Origin of the sequence: Prosthecodimorpha hirschii (assembly GCF_001305515.1) — a bacterium.
Lineage (GTDB): Bacteria > Pseudomonadota > Alphaproteobacteria > Rhizobiales > Ancalomicrobiaceae > Prosthecodimorpha > Prosthecodimorpha hirschii.
The window spans coordinates 1,822,212-1,842,020 of sequence record NZ_LJYW01000001.1; the positions used below are offsets into that span (position 1 = coordinate 1,822,212).

Consider the following 19,809-nt stretch of genomic DNA (forward strand, 5'->3'; position numbering starts at 1 on the left):
CCTTGAGCGGTGCTGGTCATAGGTCCTTCGGATCGAAAGTGGCTTCGATGTCGGACCAGGTCTGGAATTTCTCGGCAGGCAGCCGGTACGGGCCGCACTGCAGGATCGCACGCTCGGCGCTGCGACCGAGGCCGGGGCCCAGCGCATGGGCCGGACCGCTGACCACCGAGGGTCGTCCGTTAACCGTGCCATCCTGATTGAGCGAGAAGCGCATGACCACCCGAATATTGGCTTCGGCAGAGCCGATCGGCGGATTCCAGCACTTCTTGATCTGCCCGATCAAGGCGTCGACCTCGGTCTGGGTCATCTTGATGGCACTGTTCTGACCGGTCACGCTGCCGAGCGAGGCGGTGCGCGGCGCGGTCGAGGCCGCGGTCCCGGTCGGCGTGCGGCTCAGAATCTGCGAGATGTCGCGGGCATTGAACGAGGACTTGGAGTCCGAGGCGGTCGTCGGCGTCGCGACGCTGGCCGTGCGGGTCGGCTCCGGCTTGGCGACCGGCTTGGCGACGGGCTTCGCCTCTGGCTTCGGCTCGGGTTTCTTCTCGGCCTTCTCCAGGATCTTGTCGAGCGCCTTCTGGTCCTTCGGCGGCTCCTTGACCTCGGGCGGCTTGCCTTCGCCGTTGTCGCGCGCCTTCTCGGCCTCGCGCGGCTTCTCCGGCTTGGGCTCGTCAGGCTTCGGCTCGGGTTTGGCGACGGGCTTCGGTTCCGGCTTCGGCTCGGGCTTCGGCGGCTCGGGCTTGTGCTCGGGCGGGCGCGGCGGGGTCGGCTTCTGGTCGTCCTTGCTGACGGCGGCGACCTGCTTCTTCTCCGGCGGCGGCGGAGGCGGCAGTTCCTCGGCCTTGCTGGTGCCGGCACGCTCGCCGGTCGTGTCCTTGAGCGCCTTGACGGTCTCCTTCGGGACGATCTCCTGGGCGGGCTTGGCGGTCTTCTGGCCGAGGCGCAGTTGCGTCGCCTCGGCAATCGGCACGAACTCGACCGGAAGCGCATCGACCACCGTGACGGAATCGGTCTTCGAGCCGGGAAGCGACAGGATCGCCCAGGCCAGAAGCGCCGAATGCAGCGCGATCGATGCCGGCAGCCCGAGCTTCACCGCGCCGCAACCTCCTCGGTGGAGACGAGGCCGATCTTCTTGAAGCCGGCCTGGTTCAGGCGCCCCATGACGCGGATCACCGCGCCATAATCGGCCGCCTTGTCGCCGCGCACATAGATGCGCTCGTCGGCGCCGTTCTTGGCCATCGCCTGCAGGGTCGGGATCAGATCCTCGATCTTCAGTTCCTTGTCCTGCAGGAACAGCTTGCCCTTGGCGTCGACCGAAATGGTAATCGGCTGGGTCAGCCCCTCGAGCGGCTTGGCCTTGGATTCGGGCAGGTCGATCGGCACGCCCGTGGTCATCAGCGGCGCGGCGACCATGAAGATGATCAGCAGCACCAGCATGACGTCGATGAACGGCGTCATGTTGATCTCATTCATGATGGCGTGCTTGGAGCTGCGCCGACGCCGGCGCCCGCCCGAACTCTCGCCACCCCCGACAGCCATGCCCATGTCGGATCCCCCTCAGGCCGCCTGCCGCTCGTCGATCTGCCGCGACAGGATCGCCGAGAATTCGTCCGCGAAGGTCTCCAGCCGGGCGCCGAGCGCGCTCGAATCCGAGGACAGCTTGTTGTAGGCGATGACCGCCGGGATGGCCGCGACGAGGCCGATCGCGGTCGCGAACAGCGCCTCCGCGATGCCCGGCGCGACGACCGCCAGCGAGGTGTTCTTGGACGCCGCGATGCCCTGGAAGGCCGTCATGATGCCCCAGACCGTGCCGAACAGGCCGATGAAGGGCGAGGCCGAGCCGATCGTCGCGAGCACCAGAAGCTTCGACTGCAGCCGCTCCAGTTCGCGCGCGATGGTCACGTCCATGACCTTGTCGATGCGCGTCTCCAGGGAGCCGATCGCGGCGCGGCCGCCCTCGTGGCTCCGCTTCCATTCGCGCATGGCCGCCACGAACAGGGCCGGCATGCCGAAATTGGTCCGGTTGGAGAGCGTCCGGTACAGGTCTTCCAGGCTCTGGCCGGACCAGAAGACCTGTTCGAAATGATCCATCTGCTTGCGCGTGCGGGTGTAGAGGATGACCTTGTCGATCACGATCGCCCAGCACCAGATCGAGGCCGAGATCAGCCCGATCATGACGATCTTCACGACCAGATGGGCGTTGATGAACAGGGTCAGGAGAGACATCGTCGCGGCACTCGGCGCCGTAAGCGCGACCTGCGTGACGTTTGCGGGATCCATCTCGTTCCGTCTCCTCTGCCGCCGCCGCAGCGGGCTGTCGCCCCGCCTCGGTCTGTGCGCCACCATCCCCGGGCCCGCCCGAAGGGCGACCCGGTGGTGAGCGATCCCGGCGCGAATGGTCGGGAGGCGTTCGAGTGCGGGAGAACCGGATCGTGCCCGCCCCTGGGCATTGCAATCCTGATCTGTCCGCCTTCCTGCCTGCCGAATATGGCCAAACGACGACCCGGCCAGTTTCGTGGATCCCAGCAAGACCTTGTCAAGGTTAAGGAACCATTACGCTACCGCAATGCAACAAGGCGTGGCGGCCATGCGGCAGACGAACAGCCGGGGATGGGACGGGCGTGACGACCCGGACGGCGCGGTGCTCAATCCGCCGCGGCGGCGGTCCCGCTGCCGAGTGCCGCCCGGATCGGCATCGGAATGCGCCGGGGCCGGCCCTCCGGCGAAATCGCCGCAACCGTCACCCGCGCGGCGACCAGCGTTTCGCCGCCGCGGTGGACCGCCTGACGCATGACCAGGCGCGCGCCGGCGATCTCCTCGACGGCGGTCGTCACCTGCAAGAGGTCGTCGAGCCGGGCGGGCTTCAGGAAATCGAGTTCCATGTGCCGGACCGCGAACAGGATGCCGTCCGGGCCGGCGGCGAGCTCAGACTGGCGGATGCCGGCCAGGCGCAGGAAATCCGTCCGGCCGCGTTCCATGAAGCGGACATAGCCGGCGTGATAGACGATCCCGCCGGCGTCGGTATCCTCCCAGTAGATGCGCAGGTCGAGCCGGTGGATGCCCTGCTCGATGCGCCCGGCGAGCGCGTGATCGGGGTGTCCGGCGCTCATTCGTCGTCGCCCGCCGTGAAGAGCGGCATCTGGTCCGGCCGGCTCGACGGCACGGGCAGTCCCATATGCCGGAAGGCGGCGGCGGTCAGCACGCGGCCGCGCGGCGTGCGCATGACGAAGCCCTGCTGGATCAGATAGGGCTCGACGATCTCCTCGATCGCGTCGCGCGGTTCCGACAGGGCCGCCGCAATGGTCTCGATGCCGACCGGCCCGCCCGAGAAGGAGACCGCGATCACGGTCAGATAGCGCCGGTCGAGCTGGTCGAGCCCGGCCTCGTCGACCTCCAGCCGGCGCAGCGCGCTGTCGGCGGACTGGCGGTCGATGCGGTCCTTGCCGCCGACGACCGTGAAGTCGCGCACCCGGCGCAGCAGCCGGCCGGCGATGCGCGGCGTGCCGCGCGAGCGCCGGGCGACCTCGTTGGCGCCCTCCGGGGTAATGCCGATGCCCATCAGCCGGGCGCCGCGGGTGACGATCAGTTCCAACTCGTCGACGGTGTAGAAATTGAGCCGGATCGGGATACCGAAGCGGTCGCGCAGCGGCGTGGTCAGGAGACCCAGCCGGGTAGTCGCCCCGACCAGCGTGAAGCGGGCGAGATCGATCCGGACCGAGCGCGCCGCCGGGCCTTCGCCGATGATCAGGTCGAGCTGGTAGTCCTCCATGGCCGGATAGAGGATTTCCTCGACCGCCGGGTTGAGCCGGTGGATCTCGTCGATGAACAGCACGTCGCGCTCTTCGAGATTGGTCAGGAGCGCGGCCAGGTCGCCGGCCTTGGCGATCACCGGCCCGGACGTCGCGCGGAAATTGACGCCCAGCTCGCGCGAGACGATCTGCGCCAGCGTCGTCTTGCCGAGGCCGGGCGGGCCGACGAAGAGGACATGGTCGAGCGCCTCGCGCCGCGCCTTGGCGGCCTCGATGAACACCTTCATGTTCTCGCGCGCCTGCGCCTGGCCGACGAAATCGCCGAGCGTCTGCGGGCGCAGCGAGGCATCGACGTCCTCTTCGCGCTTCTCCCCGGAGACGAGGCGTTTGGGCGTGGTCATCGGATCGGGCGTCCTGGCGGGTTCCGGGCATCGGCTGCGCGAAGGCTCGCGCGGCGGAACGAATCGTGTCTGGCGCCACTCTACCGTTTGGCCGCCGCCATTCCATCGCGTATCATCGGGTACGGACCTGAACCGGAGCCTGGGCGATGGCGAGCGCGATCCCCAAATACGAGACCATGAGCTTCGACGACTTCGAGGAGCTGCTGCTCGACAAGCCGGACAACGAGCGCTGGGAGCTGATCGGCGGCCGGGTCATCCGCGGCATGGTCGGCGCGCGCTGGGAGCATCACATCATCGCGCAGAACCTGATGGTCGCCCTGCGCAGTCACATCAAGGCGACCGGTCGCCCCTGCCGGGTGTTCCAGGAGACCTTCTTCCTGAAGCGGCGCGAACTGGATTTCGCCGTCCTGCCGGACGTGATGGTCCGCTGCGGCCCGATGGAACCAGCCTCGGCCTCCGTTCCCGACCCCATGGTGGTGATCGAAGTCCTCTCCCCCGGGACCGAACCGCGCGACCGCTACGACAAGTGGGACGGCTACCGCCAGATCCCGAGCCTGCAGCATTACGTCCTGGTCCATCGCGACCGCGTCCTGGTCGAGATCAAGACGCGCCAGGGCACCGAGTGGACCACGACGGTCGTCGACGACCCGGCCGCGGAGTTCGCGCTCGCCGCGCTCGATTTCCGCATGCCGCTCGCCGCGGTCTACGAGGACGTGCTCGCCGGCTGAGCGGCCGCAAGACGCTCGGCGGCGCGCCGGACGAGATCGTCCTGGGTCGCCTCCGGACCCGCCTCTCCGATGGCCGCATCGACGGCCGCGGCGATCGCGGTCCGGTCATGGTCGAGATAACGCAACGCCTCGATGGCGGCGTTGCGGCGTGCGGCAGCCGCTTCGGCCGAAGACGGTGCACGCGGCGCCACGATCCGCCCGGCCAGCCATCCGGCCAGGCCGCCGCCGATCGCGAACGGAACCACCAGAAGCGGCTGGCCGATGCCGAACAGGGCGGGCGACGTGCCGGCCCCGATCACGGCGCCGAGCCCGGCGGCGGCGATCCGCACAGGGCGGCGCCCTGCCCCGGCGGCGCGGGCGATGCCGACGACGAGGCCCGTCGCCATGGCCGGGACCAGCCAGATCCGATAGGCGGTCATCACGACGATCACCGGCACGGCAGCGACCGTTTCGAAATCAGCTGCGGGAGCGCCCCGGACGAGCCAGAGCCCGACAACAGTCGCCAGGGCCAGGATCGCACCGATCCCCGGACCGGCCAGCGCGAAGAGGACGGTGACGCCGAGAATTTCGGAGAGTTTGCGCATGCCGGTCCCGCCCCGCTCCCTCAGACGCCCGTGTGGCCGCCCGCGACCGGGACCGCCGCGCGGCTGGCCCGCCAACGGCGCAGGATCGCCGCGGTGACGACGGCCGAGACCGCGCCGCAGGAACCGACCATCAGGAAGACCGGGATCGCCGACGGGCTGGCGGTCAGCCCAAGCAGGGTGCCGAACCCGAACAGGCCGAGCGAGCCGGCCCAGAGCATGGACGAGACGGCGCCGATCCAGAGGCATTCCAGAAAGCCCGGCTCCCGGGTCGGCCGCCACAGCAGGGCACCGGCCGCGAAGGCCGGGGCCGCGCCATAGAGATAGCTCGCCACCAGCATCAGGACCGCGATCTCGCCGCTGAAGGACGTCGTGATCATCCGAAGGATCGTCGGGTCGAGCAGCATGGCGAGCGCCAGGAACCAGCAGGCGCCGACCAGAGGGCCGACGGCCATGTAGACGAGGCCGGTCGTCAGCCGCGCGAAACGGCCGCGCGCATCCCTGTTCGGTTCGTCCATGCTGCCCCCGACGGGTTGTCCCGCGCGCCCTGGAACCATCAGCCGACGAAAAGGCGGCCGGATCGTGACGGCACCCGTGCCGCGGCGCCGCTATTTCGCCAGTTCGCGCAGGCCGACGCGGATCAGCTGTTCGGTCGTCGCCGTCTCGCCGAGATTGCGCGATGCCGCCGCCACCGCGGCCGTCGCCTGCAGGCTCGGATAGCCGAGATTGACCAGCGCCGAGACCGCATCGGCCATCGGCTTCGGCGCGGTCCGGGCGGATGCGTCCGGACCGGCCGGATGCGGCATGCCGGGATCGGTCGCCCCGAAGGCCGGTGCCTTGTCCTTCAGCTCCTGGCAGATGCGCTCGGCGAGCTTCTTGCCGACGCCGTTGGCCCGCGCCAGGGCCGCCGCATCCTTGAGCGCGATGGCGGTGGCCAGTTCGACCGGCTTCAGGACCGACAGGATGGCGAGCGCGACCTTGACGCCGACGCCCTGCACCGTGCCGAGCAGGCGGAACCAGTCGCGCTCCTCCTCGGAGACGAAGCCGAACAGGCGGATCATGTCCTCGCGGACATAGGTCTCGATGGTCAATACCGCGGCCTCGCCGACCGGCGGCAGGGTCTGCAGCGTGCGCGCGGAGCAATGGCAGACATAGCCGACGCCGTGCACGTCGAGGATCACCGTGTCCTCGCCGATGCCGTCGACGACGCCCTTGAGCCGGCCGATCATGACGCCCTCCCGGCGAGGCGCAGGGCCGTCTGCAGGGACGGCCGGTGGTGGGCATGGCAGATGGCGATGGCCAGAGCGTCGGCCGGATCGTCGCCCTCGAAGACGGCCTTGGGCAGCAGGATGCGGACCATGTGGTGGATCTGCCGCTTCTCCGCATGGCCGGCGCCGACGATCGCCTTCTTGATCGCATTCGGCGCATATTCGGCGACGCGCAGGCCGGCCTTGGCGGGCACCAGCATGGCGATGCCGCGCGCCTGGCCGAGCTTCAGCGTCGATGTCGGGTTGACGTTGACGAAGGTCTGCTCCACCGCCGCCTCGTCGGGCGCGTGGCTGCCGATCACCGCGACCAGCCCGTCATGCAGTTCGACCAGCCGATCGGCGAGACCCTCGTCGGCGCTCGACCGGATCACGCCGGCGGCGACGAAGGACAGCCGGTTGCCGGCCATGTCGATGATGCCCCAGCCGGTGCGCTGCAAGCCGGGGTCGATGCCGATGATTCGGATGATCTCTGCCATGACCGAGAGTGGTAGCCGGACCGCCGACCGGCCGCCAGAGGCTGGCTGGCGGTCCGACCCGGCCGCGGACCGTGCCGTGCGTCCTCCGGTCGGCCATCATGCAGGCAAGACGGTGGCGTGCCATCGGGCCGCGGGCTAGGGTCCGTCGCCGGCCTGCTTCGGGCCGGATCAAGCCGATCGTTTCATGTCCGACATCCTCATCTCCTGGCTGCGCGTCGCCGACGGTCACGATGCCGCGCTTCTTCTCGCCATCGCGGTCCTGGCCGGGCTGGTGCGCGGCTTCGCCGGCTTCGGCGCCGGCATGGTGTTCGTGCCGGTGGCCGCCACGGTGGTCGGCCCGGCGGCGGCGGTCGGGCTGATCTGGACCATCGACGTGCCGATCACGCTGCACTATGCGGCCGGCTCGACGCGCGGCTGCAACTGGCGCGATATCGGCCCGCTGCTGCTCGGATGCCTGCTCGGGCTGCCGGTCGGCATGATGCTGCTGACCGGGCTCGACCCGACCGCGCTGCGCTGGGCGACCTCGGTCTTCATCCTGCTCTCGGTCGCCGCGATGGCGTCCGGCTGGCGCTATCACGGCCGCCCCGGCATGGGCATGACCGGCTCGGTCGGCCTGCTGTCGGGGCTGACCACGGGGCTGATCGGCATCGGCGGCCCGTTCATCGCCATGTTCTGGCTCGGCGGGCCGGACGATGCCGGGACCGTCAAGCGCAACCTGAACGCCTATTTCGGCCTGACCACCGTCACCATCGGCCCGGCCTTCTTCGTCAAGGGCATCATCACCGGGGGCCTGATCCTGAGCGCGCTGCCGCTGATCGTCGCCTATACGGCGGGCGTGCTCGCCGGAACCTCCGGCTTCCAGCGTGGCGGCCAGGGCATCTATCGGCCGATCGCACTCTTCGTCGCGGCGGCGGCGGCGATCAGCAGCCTGCCGGCACTCGATCCGTGGCTGCGCTGACGACTTGAGCGTGAGCGCGGTGGCAATCCCGCAACGGGGCTGCTACAGGCTGACGCGTTCAGACACCGCGTCCGGAGGCGGCATGGGCTGGATCAGTCCGAATTTCATCACCATCCTGGTCGTGCTCGGCGTCTCGGCAACGGTCTGCTTCTTCGACCTGATCCAATCCGATCTCGCCGTCTTCACCTTCGTGCTGGCCGGCTGGGTGGCGAGCGTCTGTCTGCACGAATTCGGCCATGCCGTTGCGGCCTGGTACGGCGGCGACCGGTCGGTCGCCCACAAGGGCTATCTCAATCTCGATCCGGTCCAATATGTCGATCCGGTCAACAGCATCCTGTTGCCGGTCGTCGTGCTCGCGCTCGGCGGCATCGGCCTGCCCGGCGCGGCGGTCTATATCGAGACCCGCTTCATCCGTTCGGCGTGGTGGCTGTCCTTCACGGCCGCGGCCGGGCCGCTGATGAATCTGGCGCTGCTGGTCGTCCTCGCCCTGCCCTTCATGCTCGGGCTGGATCTCTGGGGCGGCGGCACGCGCTTCTGGGCGGCGCTGGCCATGCTGGCCTTCCTGCAGGCGACCTCGGTCATGTTCAATCTGCTGCCGGTGCCGGGCTTCGACGGCTACGGCATCATCGAGCCGTTCCTGCCCGACTCGATCGTGCAGCGCATCCATCCGTGGCGCTTCGTCGCGCCGGCGATCGTGCTGGTCGCACTGCTCGCCATCCCGGATTTCGGGCGCGCGATCATCGAAAAGGCCGGCGCCATGACCATGACGGCCGGCGTGCCGCCGTTCCGCATCTACGAAGGTTTCGGCCGCTTCCGCTTCTGGAAGCGGCTCGGCGCTCTGGACGGCAGCGTGCGCTTCGTCCAGGACCGGACCGTGTCCGACCGCATTCCGTCGGCTTGAAACCGAGCCGCCCGGACCGTTCGCGGCAACCTTGAGCCGGACCGCCGCGGTGGTCCCGTGCCGTTCATGCCCCGGCCGGCATTGCCGGCCGGAACCGTTCCAGATCTCCCGTCAAGCCGCGGTGAGCTTGGCCATGATCTCGTCGGAGACTTCGAAATTGGTGTAGACATTCTGCACGTCGTCGTCGTCCTCGAGCTGGTCGACGAGCTTCATCAGCGTCTGCGCCTTCTCTTCGTCGACCGGCACCGTATTCTGCGGCTTCCAGATCGCCTTGATCGACTTGGCGGCGCCGAGCGTGGCTTCCAGAGTCTTGGAAACCTCGCCGATCGCCTCGAAGCCGCACAGGATGACGTGCGTCTCTTCATCCGACACGACATCGTCGGCGCCGGCCTCGATGGCGGCGTCCAGGATGCCGTCGGCGGTGCCCGCCGAGGCCGGATAGACGATCTCGCCGACATGATCGAACGAGAAGGAGACCGAACCGGTCTCGCCGAGCGCGCCGCCATGCTTGGTGAAGGCCGCCCGGACCGCGCCGCCGGTGCGGTTGCGGTTGTCGGTCAGCGTCTCGACGATCACGGCGACGCCGGCCGGGCCGTAGCCTTCGTAGCGCACCGTCTCGTAGTTGGCGCCGTCCGCGCCGGCCGCCTTCTTGATGGCGCGCTCGATATTGTCCTTCGGCATGTTCTCCGCGCGCGCATTCAGAATGGCGAGGCGGAGCTTGGAATTCATGGTCGGGTCCGGCACGCCATCCTTGGCGGCGACCGTGATTTCGCGCGCGAGCTTCGAGAAGAGCTTCGACCGGACGGCGTCCTGCTTGCCCTTCCGGTGCATGATATTCTTGAACTGTGAATGTCCGGCCATGCGCGCCTCGCTGAGGTGACTTCGCTATTCGGGGGCGTTCCGCCCGGACCGGACGTCCGGGTCGCCGCCTCGCCGCGATCGATCGAAAGCGGTTGGGCTTATAGGCCGCGCCGCTGCAAGAATCCAGACGGGCCGCTATGCTGTGCCTCCCGCAGCCGCGAAGGAGCCGGCCGAACCATGCCGTCGCACCCTGTCCGCCCTCTCATCGGCCTGATGCTCGGCTGCCTCTTCGGCCCGTCGGCGATCTCGGCCGAAGAGATCGAATGGACCCGCTTCGTCCCCGATGCCTATGAAGGCGAACTCTTTTCCGGCAAGAGCTTCGTCGCCGGCACGACCGAATTCGCCGCCGGACCGAAAGGCCTGACCGGCCTCTACCGCTTCCGAGCCGGTGCCGAGACCATCGAGGGCCGTCTCGACACCTGCGGCACCCCGGCGCGCAACACACTTGTCTGCCGCTGGACAGACCGCTTCGGTCAGGGCTCGCTGGCCATCACCTTCACCGAAGACCTGCAGCGCTTCGACGGTTTCTGGTGGACCGAGGGCGACGCCAAAGTCCGAGCGCCGTGGTGGGGCAAGCGGCGGATCGGAGGGTGATTGGGGAGAGGGGAATGAGCAGTGGGTAGTAGGTAGTGGGTAGTGGGTAGTGGGGACAAGGGCAGCGGGTAGTTCGCAGTCGCGCGCGGGCGCCTTTCGTCGTGACCCCTTCCGCATTCTCACAACCGCATCCCCGGACAAGGCCCGCAGGGCCGCCGATCCGGGGCCTACTCGCATCGCAACTTGCCGCTATGCTCACAGAATACTTGTTATCTATCAATGCATTGCGAGCAGAGTGGGTCCCGGCTCTCCGCTGCGCTCCGGCCGGGAATACGTCGAGAGATGGCGTATCCATCCCCAGATCCGGGGTTACCCTTCGATCCCACAACCGCAACCCCGGACAAGGCCCGCAGGGCCGCCGATCCGGGGCCTACTCGCAGCGCAACTTGCCGCTACGCTCACAGAAAACCCAATCCCTATCAATGCGTTGTGAGCAGAGTGGGTCCCGGCTCTCCGTTGCGCTGCGGCCGGGAATGCGGCCCTTCGGGAGGCACCACCCTCACCGACCGCCCATTCCCCACGGCCTCGCCGTCACCAGAACCCCGGCGCGGCCGGCGCCAGCTTGCCGCCGAGGCGGAGGGGGGCCACGTCGGTGGCGAGGCCGGTCATGTCGTCGATCTCGACGCAGAGGCCGGACAGCGTGGCTTCGCCGTTGGCGGGTTCGAAACGGGAGCGCGGGATCTTGGAGGTGAAGCGCTGGACGGGCTCCTCCTTGTCCATGCCGAGCACGCTGTCGTAGTCGCCACACATGCCGGCATCCGACATGTAGGCGGTGCCGCCGGGCAGGATCATGTGGTCGGCGGTCGGGACATGGGTGTGGGTGCCGACCACGAGACTCGCCCGGCCATCCACGAAATGGCCGAGCGCCTGCTTCTCGCTTGTGGCTTCGGCGTGCATGTCGATCACGGTGGCGTCGCACTGCTCGCCGAGCGGACAGGCGTCGAGCTGCCGGGCCACCGCCGCGAAGGGATCGTCGAGCGCATCCATGTAGATGCGCCCCATGACGTTCATCACCAGGACGCGGGCGCCGTTGCGGGCGACGAACAGATTGGCGCCGCGACCCGGCGTGCCAGCCGGATAGTTGACCGGGCGCAGCAGGCGCGGCTGCCGCTCGATGAACACCAGCGCCTCGCGCTGGTCCCAGGAATGGTTGCCGAGCGTCACCACGTCGGCGCCGGCATCGAGCACGTCCTGGCAGATCTCCTCGGTGATGCCGAAGCCGCCGGCCGAATTCTCGCCGTTGATGACCACGAAATCGAGCCGGTAGCGTTCGACCAGGCCCGGCAGGCGCTGGATCACCGCCTGGCGGCCCGAGCGGCCGACGATGTCGCCGAGAAACATCAACCTCATCGATCCGCTCCGCAATCGATCCGGCCGGCCTCGGTCAGGACGACACGCATCGGCCGGTCGTGGGGCTCGTCGGGAACCCGCTCGATCTCCTGGCAGGCGAAGGCGATGCCGATCTCCAGGAGCGGCCCGGCCGCGGCGATGCGGGCGATGGCGCGATCGTAGTGGCCCTTGCCGTAGCCGATCCGGAAGCCGCGCCGGTCGAAGGCGGCGAGCGGCACCAGCATCACGGCCGGATCGACCACCGGCGCGGTCTCCGGCGGCACGGACAGGCCGAAGCGCGCCGGCTCGAGCGGGTCGCCCGGCGTCCAGGCGCGGAAGATCATGGTGGTCCGGTCGTCCAGGATGACCGGCAGGCAGAGCCGATGCCCGCGCGCGGCCAGCCGCGCCATGGCCGGCTGTGCGTCGATCTCGCCACGGATCGGCAGGAAGCCGGACACCAGCGCTCCGGCGGGCAGATCCAGCGTCTCGACGAGGGCGGCGACCCGATCCGCGGCCGCGGCCCGCGCTTCGGCCGGGACCGCGGCGCGGCGGGCGAGCGCGGCGGCGCGCAGGTCGGCCTTCGACGCCGGCGCGGCATCGGACATGGTGGCATCAGGATCGGACGGCGCCGCGAGCGGCCTCGACGAAGTGGTCACAGGGCGGGCAGGCTCGAATGCGGCGGCGGGAAGGCGGCCCGGCTTCGCATCGGCGGCGAATGGCGCGGACGGCACGCGAAAGGGAAGTGACGAAGCCACCGCAGCCGATGGATGTAACGATCCCGGGAACCTACAGAGTAGGTGGGCGCCGTGTGGAAGAACCCAGGGGTTCAACCGGGGACAGCTCCCGTTAAGATCGTTAAGGCCCCGGGGATTCAGTATCCTGTCGCACCGTGCAGCCTCGTCGACAGCGAATATAGGGGAGCCGGGCGGCCGAAGCCAGAGGCGATCGATGGTTTGCCGCCTGGGCGCCGATCAATTGACCGGCTTGGTGGCCGTCAGTGCCGCGGCCAGTTGCTCGATGCGCCGGGCCGCGCCGTCGATGCGCTCCGCGACCGCGCCTTCTATGCGGTGGCGGTGATCCCGGGTGATCGCCCCGGCATCCTTCAGGGCGCGATTCTCGCCTTCGAGCGCCTGCGCCTTGCGCCGGGTCTCGGTCAGTTCGTCGATGGCCATGATCGCCGCCATCACGGTCAGCCGATGGTCGCCGATCTCGCCGAAGGTCTGGCGAAGGTGCGAGATGGTCTGGTCGAGGCGGTGCGCGAGGCCCTGCAGATGGTCCTCCTGGCCGTCCTCGCAGGCCATCCGGTAGACCCGGCCGCTGATCGTGACATTCACCTGCGCCATGCCACACCGACCATTTTGTTCCCGCTCGGACTATCGATGCCCGCGGCGAAGCCACCCCCTGCCGTGCCGGCTCCGTACCGGCTACGGTCGCGGTCCGGCGAACCGGTGCCGGCCGGACCGTTCCTGCAGGCCTCGTTCCGAAGGGTTCGGTTCATCCGCCATTGGCCTCGAGCACGGACCGGATCGTCTCCATGGCGGCGACCAGCCGTCGCGAAACCTCCCGGTTGGTCTCCTCGAGCCGCCCCGAGCGCGCCCGTTCCTGGTCCAGATCCTGGGCAAGGCGCGACCGATCCTCGCCGGTGCGGGACAGTTCGTCCTCCAGGCCTAGCACGGAACGCTCATGTTCGAGACGTCGTTCGACGGCCGCTTCGAGCGCGCCGAGCGACATGTCCAACCGCTTCAAAGCCGCGTCGACGAGCGAGGCTTCGACCATCACGTCATCACGTCCCACGACACTCTACCCGTCCGGTGGCGCCCCCGCTCCGGTGCGGCGGGTCCGCCGGCGATCCTGCTCGACTCGCCGCCCGACGCATGCGTGACTCTATTAGTCATGGAAACGCGGGGTCAATCGCGAGAATGCCCGATCGGTTCGCACCGTTCGGCGCCGCGCCCTGGTTACTTCACGATTGCTGATGGCATCCATCGAGATATGCGCATTGACAGGCGGCCTTCCCCTGTTATCAGTGCCGCAGCCTCGCCGCCCAGGCAGTTACCGGGCCGAAATTTGCAGCAGGAGAGAAAGAAATGGCAGTTCGCGTTGCCATCAACGGGTTCGGACGCATCGGTCGCAACGTTCTCCGCGCCATCGTCGAATCCGGCCGCACCGATATCGAGGTCGTTGCTGTCAACGATCTCGGCCCGGTGGAGACCAATGCTCATCTTTTCCGGTACGATTCCGTGCATGGCCGGTTCGCCGGTGAAGTGAAAGTCTCCGGCGATATCATCGATGTCGGCCGCGGCCCGATCAAGGTGACGGCGGTCAAGGATCCCTCGACCCTGCCGCACAAGGATCTCGGCGTCGACATCGCGCTCGAATGCACCGGCATCTTCACCTCGAAGGACAAGGCTTCGGCGCATCTGACGGCCGGCGCCAAGCGCGTGCTGGTTTCGGCCCCGGCCGACGGCGCCGACCTGACCGTGGTCTATGGCGTCAATCACGACAAGCTGACCGCCGACCATGTCGTCGTCTCGAATGCCTCCTGCACGACCAACTGCCTCGCCCCGGTCGCCTGGGTGCTGAACGAGGCGGTCGGCATCGAGCACGGCTTCATGACGACCATCCACTCCTATACCGGCGATCAGCCGACCCTCGACACGATGCACAAGGACCTGTACCGGGCCCGCGCCGCCGCCATGTCGATGATCCCGACCTCGACGGGCGCCGCCAAGGCGGTCGGACTGGTGCTGCCGGAACTGAAGGGCAAGCTCGACGGCGTCTCGGTCCGCGTGCCGACCCCGAACGTGTCGGTCATCGACCTCAAGTTCGTCGCCAAGCGCCCGGTCACGGTCGCCGAGGTCAACGCAGCCGTGCGCGCCGCCGCCGACGGCAAGCTCAAGGGCGTCCTGGGCTATACCGACGCCCCGAACGTCTCGATCGACTTCAACCACGACCCGCATTCGTCCATCTTCCACATGGACCAGACCAAGGTCATGGACGGCACCCTGGTGCGCGTCATGTCCTGGTACGACAACGAGTGGGGCTTCTCGAACCGCATGTCCGACACCGCGGTGGCGATGGGCAAGCTGATCTGAGCAGTACCGAACCTCGAAGCCTGCGCGCGGCCAGCGAGCGGCGCGCAGGCTTGAAGGCCGCGGCTCCCGCGAGAGCGGCCGATGGGACCGCGCAAGCGGCGGCGGTCGTTTTCACCAGCCTCAGGTTCGCCAAGTCATGAACGCCTTCAAGACCCTCGACGACGCTTCGCTTTCGGCCAGGTGCGTTCTCGTCCGCGTCGACCTCAACGTGCCCATGGAGGGCGGCGCCGTCTCCGACGACACGCGCATCCGCGCCGTCGTGCCGACCATCCGCGAGATCGCCGACAAGGGCGGGCGGGTGGTGCTGCTCGCCCATTTCGGACGGCCGAAGGACGGGCCGGAGGCGAAGTTCTCGCTCGCCCAGATCGTCGCGCCGCTCGCCGAGCGGGTCGGCCGCCCGGTCGCCTTCGCGGCCGACTGCATCGGCCCGGTCGCGGCGGACGCGGTCGCGGCGCTGAAGGACGGCGACATCCTGCTCCTGGAGAACACCCGCTTCCACAAGGGCGAGGAGAAGAACGATCCGGCCTTCGTCGAGGCGCTGGCGGCGCTCGGCGATGTCTACGTCAACGACGCCTTCGCCACCGCGCATCGCGCCCATGCCTCGACCGAGGGTCTGGCGCACCGGCTGCCGGCCTATGCGGGCCGCTGCATGCAGGGTGAGATCGAGGCGCTGGAGAAGGCCCTGGGCAGCCCGGAACGTCCCGTTCTGGCCGTGGTCGGCGGCGCCAAGGTGTCCTCCAAGATCGATCTCCTGGAGAATCTGGTCGGCAAGGTCGACATCCTGGTGATCGGCGGCGGCATGGCCAACACCTTCCTGGCCGCGCAGGGCATCGCCGTCGGCAAGTCGCTGTGCGAGCACGATCTCGCCGAGACGGCACGCCGCATCCTCGACAAGGCCAAGGCCGCGCGCTGCGACATCGTGCTGCCGGTCGACGCCGTCGTGGCGCGCGAATTCAAGGCCGGCGCGGACAACGAGGTCGTGCCGGTCGGCGCCGTGCCGGCGGACGCGATGATCCTCGATGTCGGGCCGAAATCGGTCGCCGCCATCGCGGCCCGCATCGACGGCGCCCGCACGCTGGTCTGGAACGGCCCGCTCGGCGCCTTCGAGATCGAGCCCTTCGACCGGGCGACGGTCGCGGCGGCGCGCCATGCGGCGGAGCGGACTCGGTCTGCCGGCCTGCTCACCGTGGCGGGCGGCGGCGACACGGCCGCGGCCCTGAACCATGCCGGCGTGGCCGAAGCCTTCTCGTATGTGTCCACCGCCGGCGGCGCCTTCCTGGAGTGGCTGGAAGGCAAACCGCTGCCCGGCGTCGAAATTCTGCGTAAATGATGCGGCGCGTGACCGGCGGGACCGCCGCCGTCACGAGCCCGCCCGAATTCGGCGCCAGACCCGGCCGGCCATGATGCCGGCACGGGCTGGCGTCGAATGCCTTCGCGGCCGGTTCCTGCCGGCGCCCTCCGGAGTAGCGTCTTGTCGAGCCTCTATCTGATCACGCCGCGCGCGATCGATCTTGCCGTGTTCCCGGCCGAACTCGACGCGGCGCTGGCCGCCGTTCCGGTCGCCTCGCTCCTGATCGCGCCGGAGGGGGTGAGCGAGATGGTGCTGCAGCGCATCGCCGAGGTGCTGACGCCGATCGGCCAGCGCCACGGTGCGGCGGTGCTGGTCGCCGGCGACAGCCGCGCGGCCGGCCGGGCCAAGGCGGACGGCATCCATGTGGCGAGCGGCGTCGCCGATCTGAAGACGGCCGTCGCCGCCTTCCAGCCGCAGCGGATCGTCGGTGCCGGCAATCTGAAGACCCGGCACGACGCCATGGAGGCCGCCGAGGCGAATGCCGACTACGTGCTGTTCGGCATGATCGAGGCGCCCGAAACCCCGGACGTGCATCCCAAGACGCTCGAACTGGCCGAATGGTGGGCGCCGGTGTTCCAGGTGCCCTGCGTCGCGCTGGCCGGATCGGACCTGGCCTCGGTCGATGTCCTGGCGGCCACCGGGGTCGACTTCGTCGCATTGCGCGACGCGGTCTGGTCGGACCCGCGCGGCCCCGCAGCCGCCCTTGCCGAGGCCGCCCGACGGATCGCCGAATCCGCCCCGGAGACGGTCGCGTGAACCGGCCCGGGCCCCTCGCCGTCCTCATCGCCGCCCTGGCGTCGGCGACGGCTGCCGGGTCCGCCCTCGCGGCCGGCAACGCCGCCCAGAAGGGCAGCCGACCGGATGCGATCGCGCCGCTGATCCGCGATTCCGAAAACGGCGTCGTGCCGCTGCCGCGCCCGGCGCAGACGGGGCAGCCGGTTGCCGCGCCGTCGGCGCCCGACATGCTGTATGCGGCTTACCAGCGCGGCCTCTACCTGGAATGTTTCGCCATCGCCACCCGGCAGGCCGGTGCCGGCGATGCCGTGGCCATGACCATGCTCGGCCACCTCTACGAACAGGGCCTCGGGGTGGCGCGCGACAATTTCCGCGCCGCGAGCTGGTATCGCCTGGCCGCAGACCGCGGCGACCGGGAGGCGATCGCCGCCCTCGGCCTGCTGACCGTCACCGGCAACGGCGTCCCGAAGGACAAGAAGCGCGCCATGGGGCTGTTCGAGGCGGCGGCGGCGCGCGAGCATCCCGGCGCCCTCTACAATCTCGCGCTGATGTATCTCGACGACGAGGTGGTGCCGCGCGATCCCGTCAAGGCAGCGGCCCTGCTCGCGCGCGCGGCGCGTGCCGGCAATGTCGAGGCGCAGTATGGCTACGGCATCCTGCTGAAGAGCGGCGAGGGCGTGCCTCCCGACGCCTTCGAGGCCGCCCGCTGGATCGGCGACGCCGCCCGCGCCGGCATGACCGATGCCGAGCTCGAATACGGCATCCTGCTCGCCAACGGCCGCGGGGTGGCCAAGGACTTGCCCGGCGCCGCCCAGTATTTCCGGCGCGCGGCCTGGAAGGGCAATCCGATCGCCCAGAACCGCCTCGCCCGGCTCTATGCCGTCGGCATCGGCGTGAAGCTCGACCTGATCGAGGCGGCCAAATGGCATCTTCTGGCGCGCGCCAAGGGCGTCCCGGACTTCTGGATGGACCAAGCCATGTCGGGGCTCACCGACGGCGAGATGAAGCTGGCCGAACGGCTGGCGGCCCGTTTCCCCGACACGCCCGACGATCCCGAGCCGGTCGCGCTCGGCCGGCCGACCGACGACGCCGCCTGGCCGGCGGATGCCGCCACGGCGGACAACAAGCCGGTCACCATCCTGCCGATGTGGAGCCCGGCGCCGATCCCCTTCTCGGTCGCCGGACCGGAACGGCGCGATCCCGCCGACGGGGCCGCGGCAGGCCTGCCGAACCTGTCGGGCGGCCTGCCGACGTCGCCGCTGCCCGCGCCGTTGCTTCGCCCCTCCGGCCCCCGGTCGGCCCTGCCGCCGGCCGAGACGCGCGCCCCGAACCCGGACGTCCCGTCGCCGCCGGCCGCCGCGACCGCAGCCGGGTCGGCACCGACGCCCGTCACGGCGGCGACGACGGCGGGGCCTGCGCCCGCAGCCCTGCCCGCCCCAGCCCCGGCCGGCGCCGCAACAGCCGGCTCCGCCCTGCCGATGCCACGACCGTCGCCGAAAGCGGGCCGCGAGGCGGTGGTCGCCCCGCACACCGAGCCGTCCCCGAACGGGGCGGCAACGCCCGGCCCGGCGCCGACGACCGGCGTCGCAGCGTCGATCGCCCGGCCCGGTGCGGTCCCGGCGGGCGGCGATGCCGGCAACGGCCCGGCGCGCCTGCCGCCGCCGCCGATCCCCGCCCTGCCCGACCCGATGCCGAAATCGCCTTGAACTGAAGCCGCGGATGTGGTGACGAAGGCCGTCCGCAAGCGCCGCTGCCGCGCTTCCCCAGAATTCTACGAGACCGTCCGCCGCGCCACCGATCTGCGCCGCGGACGACGAGGTACACGATGGCCCGTTCCGCGCTGCTCAACGTCATGGTCGAGGCCGCCCGCAAGGCGGCCCGCTCGCTCACCCGCGATTTCGGCGAGGTCGAGAACCTGCAGGTCTCCGTGAAGGGACCGTCGGATTTCGTCTCCGCCGCCGACCGCAAGGCCGAGCAGATCCTGCAGCAGGAACTGGCCCGCGTCCGTCCCGGCTACGGATTCCTGATGGAGGAAGGCGGCGTCATCGAGGGCACCGACCCGCAGCATCGCTGGATCATCGATCCGCTCGACGGCACCACCAACTTCCTGCACGGCATTCCGATGTTCTCGGTCTCCATCGCGCTGGAGCGGCAGGGCACCATCGTCGCCGGCGTGGTCTACAACCCGGCCATGGACGAGCTCTTCGTCGCCGAACGCGGCGGCGGCGCGTTCCTCAACGATCGGCGTCTGCGCGTCAGCAAGCGTTCCGCGCTGGCCGATTGCGTCATCGGCACCGGCATTCCGCATCTCGGCCGCGGCGATCACCCGGCCTATCTGAAGCGCCTGCAGAAGGTCATGAACGAGGTCGCCGGCGTGCGCCGCTGCGGCTCCGCCGCGCTCGATCTGTGCTGGGTCGCCGCCGGCCGTTTCGATGGCTTCTGGGAATCCGACCTGTCGCCCTGGGACATCGCCGCCGGCATCCTGATGATCCGCGAGGCGGGCGGCTTCGTCACCGATCTCGACGGCCGCGACAAGATGCTCGAGACCGGCACGGTGGTGGCCGGCAACGAGGATATTCATCGCCGCCTGCAGGCGATTCTCTGATCGCGAGCCCCGCGGCCCGCCCGAGGCCGGCCGGTCCATCCCCGCACGGCCGCCGGACCCGTCCGGCGGCGCCAGTTCGTGTGCCGGATTGCTCACTGTCTTGGCGCAGACGCATTTGCGGTGTTTGTTCGCGCGCCGAAGCGCGGTAGAAAGACCGGGTCGCGGCGATCAGAAGGGCAC

At 69.5% G+C, this 19,809-nt stretch carries 23 protein-coding genes and 1 other RNA gene; 9 read left to right on the forward strand and 15 right to left on the reverse strand.

What is annotated here, in order from left to right:
- Window positions 1-16 precede the first annotated feature (16 nt).
- From ABB55_RS30285 to ruvB, 5 genes are all read right to left on the reverse strand, one after another.
- Complete coding sequence (locus ABB55_RS30285; RefSeq protein WP_054358326.1) at window positions 17-1,090, reverse strand: hypothetical protein; 1,074 nt, start codon at window positions 1,088-1,090, stop codon at window positions 17-19.
- Window positions 1,087-1,542, reverse strand: a complete 456-nt coding sequence (gene tolR / locus ABB55_RS07920) for a protein TolR (RefSeq protein WP_054358327.1) — start codon at window positions 1,540-1,542, stop codon at window positions 1,087-1,089. The genes ABB55_RS30285 and tolR overlap by 4 nt, the downstream gene beginning before the upstream one ends.
- Before the next feature lie 12 nt (window positions 1,543-1,554).
- Window positions 1,555-2,277: a protein TolQ gene (gene tolQ, locus ABB55_RS07925; RefSeq protein ID WP_083463448.1), complete on the reverse strand. Its 723-nt coding sequence runs from the start codon at window positions 2,275-2,277 to the stop codon at window positions 1,555-1,557.
- A gap of 365 nt (window positions 2,278-2,642) precedes the next feature.
- Window positions 2,643-3,107, reverse strand: a complete 465-nt coding sequence (gene ybgC, locus ABB55_RS07930) for a tol-pal system-associated acyl-CoA thioesterase (protein ID WP_054358328.1) — start codon at window positions 3,105-3,107, stop codon at window positions 2,643-2,645.
- Window positions 3,104-4,147, reverse strand: a complete 1,044-nt coding sequence (gene ruvB, locus ABB55_RS07935; protein WP_054358329.1) for a Holliday junction branch migration DNA helicase RuvB — start codon at window positions 4,145-4,147, stop codon at window positions 3,104-3,106. The genes ybgC and ruvB overlap by 4 nt, the downstream gene beginning before the upstream one ends.
- Window positions 4,148-4,293: 146 nt before the next feature.
- Here ruvB and ABB55_RS07940 point away from each other — a divergent pair, with 146 nt between their 5' ends.
- Window positions 4,294-4,875 (forward strand): Uma2 family endonuclease, encoded by a 582-nt coding sequence (locus tag ABB55_RS07940; protein ID WP_054358330.1) that lies wholly within the window; start codon window positions 4,294-4,296, stop codon window positions 4,873-4,875.
- Here ABB55_RS07940 and ABB55_RS07945 read toward each other — a convergent pair.
- The 4 genes from ABB55_RS07945 to ruvC all read right to left on the reverse strand — a co-directional run bounded on the left by ABB55_RS07945 (window position 4,851) and on the right by ruvC (window position 7,200).
- A complete protein-coding gene (locus tag ABB55_RS07945; RefSeq protein ID WP_054358331.1) occupies window positions 4,851-5,459 on the reverse strand; it encodes a hypothetical protein in 609 nt (202 codons plus the stop codon). The genes ABB55_RS07940 and ABB55_RS07945 overlap by 25 nt on opposite strands.
- A gap of 20 nt (window positions 5,460-5,479) precedes the next feature.
- The gene (locus ABB55_RS07950) at window positions 5,480-5,974 is read right to left on the reverse strand and encodes a hypothetical protein (protein ID WP_054358332.1); all 495 of its coding nucleotides are present in this window, start codon (window positions 5,972-5,974) and stop codon (window positions 5,480-5,482) included.
- A gap of 90 nt (window positions 5,975-6,064) precedes the next feature.
- Entirely contained in the window at window positions 6,065-6,685 is a 621-nt protein-coding gene (ruvA, locus tag ABB55_RS07955; RefSeq protein ID WP_054358333.1) for a Holliday junction branch migration protein RuvA, read from the reverse strand.
- Window positions 6,682-7,200 (reverse strand): crossover junction endodeoxyribonuclease RuvC, encoded by a 519-nt coding sequence (gene ruvC / locus ABB55_RS07960; RefSeq protein WP_054358334.1) that lies wholly within the window; start codon window positions 7,198-7,200, stop codon window positions 6,682-6,684. The genes ruvA and ruvC overlap by 4 nt, the downstream gene beginning before the upstream one ends.
- 184 nt (window positions 7,201-7,384) lie before the next feature.
- On the opposite strand from ruvC, the gene ABB55_RS07965 reads away from it, so the two are divergent.
- Complete coding sequence (locus tag ABB55_RS07965; protein ID WP_054358335.1) at window positions 7,385-8,158, forward strand: sulfite exporter TauE/SafE family protein; 774 nt, start codon at window positions 7,385-7,387, stop codon at window positions 8,156-8,158.
- 82 nt (window positions 8,159-8,240) lie between these two features.
- On the forward strand, window positions 8,241-9,059 hold the full coding sequence (locus ABB55_RS07970; protein ID WP_054358336.1) for a site-2 protease family protein: 819 nt from the start codon (window positions 8,241-8,243) through the stop codon (window positions 9,057-9,059).
- Window positions 9,060-9,170: 111 nt separating this feature from the next.
- Here ABB55_RS07970 and ABB55_RS07975 read toward each other — a convergent pair whose 3' ends face one another.
- Window positions 9,171-9,920, reverse strand: coding sequence for a YebC/PmpR family DNA-binding transcriptional regulator (locus tag ABB55_RS07975; protein ID WP_054358337.1), 750 nt, complete (start codon window positions 9,918-9,920; stop codon window positions 9,171-9,173).
- Window positions 9,921-10,097: 177 nt separating this feature from the next.
- On the opposite strand from ABB55_RS07975, the gene ABB55_RS07980 reads away from it, so the two are divergent.
- The gene (locus ABB55_RS07980; RefSeq protein WP_054358338.1) at window positions 10,098-10,514 is read left to right on the forward strand and encodes a hypothetical protein; all 417 of its coding nucleotides are present in this window, start codon (window positions 10,098-10,100) and stop codon (window positions 10,512-10,514) included.
- 531 nt (window positions 10,515-11,045) lie between these two features.
- On the opposite strand, the gene ABB55_RS07985 is transcribed toward ABB55_RS07980, so the two are convergent.
- The 5 genes from ABB55_RS07985 to ABB55_RS08000 form a co-directional block, all read right to left on the reverse strand.
- Window positions 11,046-11,864, reverse strand: coding sequence for a TIGR00282 family metallophosphoesterase (locus ABB55_RS07985; protein ID WP_054358339.1), 819 nt, complete (start codon window positions 11,862-11,864; stop codon window positions 11,046-11,048).
- On the reverse strand, window positions 11,861-12,448 hold the full coding sequence (locus ABB55_RS07990) for a 5-formyltetrahydrofolate cyclo-ligase (RefSeq protein WP_054358340.1): 588 nt from the start codon (window positions 12,446-12,448) through the stop codon (window positions 11,861-11,863). The genes ABB55_RS07985 and ABB55_RS07990 overlap by 4 nt, the downstream gene beginning before the upstream one ends.
- A gap of 139 nt (window positions 12,449-12,587) precedes the next feature.
- Window positions 12,588-12,744: non-coding RNA, 6S RNA (gene ssrS / locus ABB55_RS28810), on the reverse strand.
- A 70-nt stretch (window positions 12,745-12,814) separates the two neighbouring features.
- Entirely contained in the window at window positions 12,815-13,186 is a 372-nt protein-coding gene (locus ABB55_RS07995) for a cell division protein ZapA (RefSeq protein WP_054358341.1), read from the reverse strand.
- 151 nt (window positions 13,187-13,337) lie between these two features.
- Window positions 13,338-13,619: a DUF4164 domain-containing protein gene (locus ABB55_RS08000; RefSeq protein WP_054358342.1), complete on the reverse strand. Its 282-nt coding sequence runs from the start codon at window positions 13,617-13,619 to the stop codon at window positions 13,338-13,340.
- A 311-nt stretch (window positions 13,620-13,930) separates the two neighbouring features.
- Here ABB55_RS08000 and gap point away from each other — a divergent pair, with 311 nt between their 5' ends.
- The 5 genes from gap (at window position 13,931) to ABB55_RS08025 (ending at window position 19,629) form a co-directional block, all read left to right on the forward strand.
- Window positions 13,931-14,938, forward strand: coding sequence for a type I glyceraldehyde-3-phosphate dehydrogenase (gene gap / locus ABB55_RS08005; protein WP_054358343.1), 1,008 nt, complete (start codon window positions 13,931-13,933; stop codon window positions 14,936-14,938).
- 136 nt (window positions 14,939-15,074) lie between these two features.
- Window positions 15,075-16,268, forward strand: coding sequence for a phosphoglycerate kinase (locus ABB55_RS08010; RefSeq protein ID WP_054358344.1), 1,194 nt, complete (start codon window positions 15,075-15,077; stop codon window positions 16,266-16,268).
- 141 nt (window positions 16,269-16,409) lie between these two features.
- Complete coding sequence (locus tag ABB55_RS08015; RefSeq protein ID WP_054358345.1) at window positions 16,410-17,045, forward strand: thiamine phosphate synthase; 636 nt, start codon at window positions 16,410-16,412, stop codon at window positions 17,043-17,045.
- Window positions 17,042-18,730: a tetratricopeptide repeat protein gene (locus tag ABB55_RS08020; protein ID WP_054358346.1), complete on the forward strand. Its 1,689-nt coding sequence runs from the start codon at window positions 17,042-17,044 to the stop codon at window positions 18,728-18,730. The genes ABB55_RS08015 and ABB55_RS08020 overlap by 4 nt, the downstream gene beginning before the upstream one ends.
- Window positions 18,731-18,849: 119 nt before the next feature.
- Window positions 18,850-19,629 (forward strand): inositol monophosphatase family protein, encoded by a 780-nt coding sequence (locus tag ABB55_RS08025; protein WP_054358347.1) that lies wholly within the window; start codon window positions 18,850-18,852, stop codon window positions 19,627-19,629.
- Window positions 19,630-19,809: the final 180 nt, after the last annotated feature.

Bases quoted from the DNA above. Each gene is read 5' to 3' on its own strand.
- ABB55_RS07950 (WP_054358332.1), bottom strand. From the start codon at position 5,974: ATGGACGAACCGAACAGGGATGCGCGCGGCCGTTTCGCGCGGCTGACG.
- ABB55_RS07945 (WP_054358331.1), bottom strand. From the start codon at position 5,459: ATGCGCAAACTCTCCGAAATTCTCGGCGTCACCGTCCTCTTCGCGCTG.
- tolR (WP_054358327.1), bottom strand. From the start codon at position 1,542: ATGGGCATGGCTGTCGGGGGTGGCGAGAGTTCGGGCGGGCGCCGGCGT.
- ABB55_RS07970 (WP_054358336.1), top strand. From the start codon at position 8,241: ATGGGCTGGATCAGTCCGAATTTCATCACCATCCTGGTCGTGCTCGGC.
- tolQ (WP_083463448.1), bottom strand. From the start codon at position 2,277: ATGGATCCCGCAAACGTCACGCAGGTCGCGCTTACGGCGCCGAGTGCC.
- ABB55_RS07975 (WP_054358337.1), bottom strand. From the start codon at position 9,920: ATGGCCGGACATTCACAGTTCAAGAATATCATGCACCGGAAGGGCAAG.
- ybgC (WP_054358328.1), bottom strand. From the start codon at position 3,107: ATGAGCGCCGGACACCCCGATCACGCGCTCGCCGGGCGCATCGAGCAG.
- ruvB (WP_054358329.1), bottom strand. From the start codon at position 4,147: ATGACCACGCCCAAACGCCTCGTCTCCGGGGAGAAGCGCGAAGAGGAC.
- ABB55_RS07995 (WP_054358341.1), bottom strand. From the start codon at position 13,186: ATGGCGCAGGTGAATGTCACGATCAGCGGCCGGGTCTACCGGATGGCC.
- ruvC (WP_054358334.1), bottom strand. From the start codon at position 7,200: ATGGCAGAGATCATCCGAATCATCGGCATCGACCCCGGCTTGCAGCGC.
- gap (WP_054358343.1), top strand. From the start codon at position 13,931: ATGGCAGTTCGCGTTGCCATCAACGGGTTCGGACGCATCGGTCGCAAC.
- ruvA (WP_054358333.1), bottom strand. From the start codon at position 6,685: ATGATCGGCCGGCTCAAGGGCGTCGTCGACGGCATCGGCGAGGACACG.
- ABB55_RS08000 (WP_054358342.1), bottom strand. From the start codon at position 13,619: ATGGTCGAAGCCTCGCTCGTCGACGCGGCTTTGAAGCGGTTGGACATG.
- ABB55_RS08025 (WP_054358347.1), top strand. From the start codon at position 18,850: ATGGCCCGTTCCGCGCTGCTCAACGTCATGGTCGAGGCCGCCCGCAAG.
- ABB55_RS07940 (WP_054358330.1), top strand. From the start codon at position 4,294: ATGGCGAGCGCGATCCCCAAATACGAGACCATGAGCTTCGACGACTTC.
- ABB55_RS07965 (WP_054358335.1), top strand. From the start codon at position 7,385: ATGTCCGACATCCTCATCTCCTGGCTGCGCGTCGCCGACGGTCACGAT.
- ABB55_RS08010 (WP_054358344.1), top strand. From the start codon at position 15,075: ATGAACGCCTTCAAGACCCTCGACGACGCTTCGCTTTCGGCCAGGTGC.
- ABB55_RS07985 (WP_054358339.1), bottom strand. From the start codon at position 11,864: ATGAGGTTGATGTTTCTCGGCGACATCGTCGGCCGCTCGGGCCGCCAG.
- ABB55_RS07990 (WP_054358340.1), bottom strand. From the start codon at position 12,448: ATGTCCGATGCCGCGCCGGCGTCGAAGGCCGACCTGCGCGCCGCCGCG.
- ABB55_RS07980 (WP_054358338.1), top strand. From the start codon at position 10,098: ATGCCGTCGCACCCTGTCCGCCCTCTCATCGGCCTGATGCTCGGCTGC.